We start from the raw sequence: 2,940 nt of genomic DNA on the forward strand, positions 1-2,940 counted from the left end.
TCGACCCCACGTCGGCAACAGCCAGCACCCCCCCGTCGACCGCGACCCCGGGTCCCCGCGCAGCGACGCCAGGCCAGGCATCGGCGAGCGGCACCCCTGCAAGCACCACGGCGCCGCGCTTCGACGCTGCCTATCTCAACAACCCCGCACCGGCTTACCCTGCGCTTTCGCGTCGCATGCGCGAGGAAGGCAGGGTATTGTTGCGGGTACTGGTTTCACCGGATGGGCGCCCGACGCGCATCGAACTGGCCGAAACATCCGGTTCGTCCCGCCTCGACGCTGCTGCACAAGGCGCAGTAACACGCTGGCAGTTCGTGCCCGCCCGGCGGGGAGACCGGCCGGTCGAAGCCTGGGTCGTGGTACCCGTCGTATTCAAACTCGAAGGAAGATGACATGAGCGGTTCCGAAGCATTCGGTCTGGCCCATCTCTGGGAGCAGTCCGACATCATCATCAAGCTGGTCGCACTCACCCTGGTGCTGATGTCGATCACCAGCTGGTACCTGATTCTTGTCCGCAGCACGCGCCAGCTTCGTGCCCGCGGTTTCGAGGGCGCAGTCGAGTCCTTCTGGAACGCCAGCTCGCTGGATGAGGGCCTCAAACGCCTGTCGGATCGCGCCCCCGGCGCACCGGTCGAGGCCCTGGCGCGCCAGGGGGCGGCCGCAGTGGAACACCTGCGCCAGCATACTCATGCCGACACCCTCGGCGGCAAACTCGACGCCGACGAATTCATCACCCGTGCCTTGCGGAAATCCATCTCGCGCTCAACCTCGCAACTGGAATCGGGCCTCACAGTGCTCGCCTCGATCGGTTCGACCGCCCCCTTCGTCGGGCTGTTCGGCACGGTATGGGGCATCTATGGCGCACTCATCGCGATCAGCACCACCGGCGTCGCCACCCTCGACGCCGTTGCCGGACCAGTCGGCGAGGCGCTGATCATGACCGCCTTCGGTCTCTTCGTCGCCATTCCTGCGGTGCTCGGCTACAACGCGTTCAACCGCGCCAACCGCCTCGAACTGGCCGAACTCGACGCCTTTGCCCATGATCTTCATGCCTGGTTCACCACCGGCACACGTCTCGCCGACACCCCCGCGGCACAGCGAGCCGCCCGCGCGGCGGCGAAAGCCCAGGGTGTCGAGCCGTCTGCGGTCGCTCAACCAGGAGCCGCATGATGGCCTTCGGCGGATTCAACCAGGAGGGGAGCAGCGCGCCGATGGGCGAGATCAACATGGTGCCGTTGATCGATGTCATGCTGGTGCTCCTCATCGTCTTCATGATCACCGCCCCGCTGCTCACCCATTCGATCAAGATCGACCTGCCGACCGCAGCTTCGGAAAGCACCAACGAGAAGCCGGACACGGTCACACTGGCGATCGACGGTGACGGCGCGCTTTACTGGAACGACCAACCGATCGACGACGAAGCCCTGGGCATTCGGCTTGCCGAAGCCGCGCTGGCCGACCCACAGCCCGACCTTCATCTGCGGGCCGACCGCGACACGCGCTACCAGCGTCTCGCCGAAATCATGGCCGAGGCGCGTGTCGCTGGTATCCGCAACATGGGTTTCATTACCACCCCTGATCGTTGAGTCTTCCGACGACCGGGGTTGATCCCCGGACCTGACCAGATGCGCCGCTCGCGGGGCGTCCGCGCCCGCGCACCCTGGGCCCTCGCAGACGACGTGCCGACCGAGCTATTCTTTTGACTTTGGGCAAACAAAGTCCGCTTATCTCAATGGCATTCTGTCAACAAAGGATAATTACGGGCCAACGACCACCCGCCATGCACACTCAACATGACCCGACCCGATAGCCAAAAACCCTCTCTCAGTCATCGTCTGTCGCGCCCCAGCGCCGCCTACTGCCTGGGCAGCCTGCTCCTCGTCGGGAATCCGCTGCCTCTGGCCGCCGCCGAGGCGGTCGCAACCATCGACTGGAAACAGGTGGAGGCCACCGAAGTCGTCCTGCTGTACCCGGGAGTCTCCCACCTCGAGTGGGTCTCTGGTGACATGCGCATCGGCCGCGACCGCCACGGCGGCGGCCGGGCCTTCAGGACGGGTGAAACCTGTTACGCCTGCCACTTCGATGAAACCGAGCGGATGGGCGGTCGTATCGTGACCGGCGCCAAGCTCGAGCCGACACCGATCCCGGGCAAGGCGCCGTCGGTCCCGGTTCAGGTCCAGGCCGCACATGACGGCAAGCACTTGCACCTGCGTTTCAGCTGGACGCAAGCACCGGCTGCCGAAGGCGCCAGAATGGACGACGCCAATGAGGTCAAACTCGCCTTCATGCTCGACGCAGGCAATGTCGAAGGCGCCGAGCGCAACGGGTGCTGGGCGAGTTGCCACGCGGACTCTCGCGGCATGCCAGGCGTCGAAGACGATCGCAGCAAATACGTGAAGGACGGCTCGGTGGCCGATGGCATCTTCTACGATCTCGTGCAGTGGCGTAGCGGTGAGAACCGTGGTTACGACGGTCATGTCGCGGACACCCGCGTCATGGAAGGGGGCACCGCACTGGTCACGGCGACCGGCGAGCGTGACGGCGACACCTGGACGGTAACCTTCGTGCGCAGTCTCGCCGGCGGCGAAGGCGACATTACGCTGGAACCTGGGCAGACCTATAACTTCGGTTTCGCGATCCACGACGGACACACCGCCGGGCGCTTTCACCATGTATCGCTGGGATACACACTGGGTATCGACACCGGTGCGTTGATCAGCGCACGGCAGCAGTAGACGCGTCGTCGGTTCGACGCTTACACCGCTCCTGCAAGCAGTGGGGGCGGTGTGCCGGGCGAGCGCGTCCACTACCTGTGGGAGATGTAATGGACGCCTCCCTCCCCTCTGGGGTGGTGTGAGGCTGCAGGGGTTCAGCAGAGAGGAGCCCTCACGTTACCTGACGGCATCGATGTGCCAAAGTGATGGTGTTGAAACATTCACA

General features: G+C 64.8%; 4 protein-coding genes. All 4 read left to right on the plus strand.

Annotated features, from left to right (window positions below):
- Positions 1-392, plus strand: a 392-nt coding sequence (locus tag GPA21_RS19695) for an energy transducer TonB (RefSeq protein ID WP_168989768.1), incomplete at its 5' end; no start/stop codon positions are given.
- Between the two features lies 1 nt (position 393).
- Entirely contained in the window at positions 394-1,170 is a 777-nt protein-coding gene (locus GPA21_RS19700; RefSeq protein WP_168989769.1) for a MotA/TolQ/ExbB proton channel family protein, read from the plus strand.
- On the plus strand, positions 1,170-1,586 hold the full coding sequence (locus GPA21_RS19705) for an ExbD/TolR family protein (RefSeq protein ID WP_168989771.1): 417 nt from the start codon (positions 1,170-1,172) through the stop codon (positions 1,584-1,586). Before GPA21_RS19700 ends, GPA21_RS19705 begins: the two co-directional genes overlap by 1 nt.
- Positions 1,587-1,793: 207 nt before the next feature.
- Entirely contained in the window at positions 1,794-2,735 is a 942-nt protein-coding gene (locus GPA21_RS19710) for an ethylbenzene dehydrogenase-related protein (protein ID WP_168989770.1), read from the plus strand.
- Positions 2,736-2,940 lie beyond the last annotated feature (205 nt).

It is taken from the genome of Azoarcus taiwanensis (genome assembly GCF_012910885.1).
GTDB lineage: Bacteria > Pseudomonadota > Gammaproteobacteria > Burkholderiales > Rhodocyclaceae > Azoarcus_F > Azoarcus_F taiwanensis.

Bases quoted from the DNA above. Each gene is read 5' to 3' on its own strand.
- GPA21_RS19700 (WP_168989769.1), top strand. From the start codon at position 394: ATGAGCGGTTCCGAAGCATTCGGTCTGGCCCATCTCTGGGAGCAGTCC.
- GPA21_RS19705 (WP_168989771.1), top strand. From the start codon at position 1,170: ATGGCCTTCGGCGGATTCAACCAGGAGGGGAGCAGCGCGCCGATGGGC.
- GPA21_RS19710 (WP_168989770.1), top strand. From the start codon at position 1,794: ATGACCCGACCCGATAGCCAAAAACCCTCTCTCAGTCATCGTCTGTCG.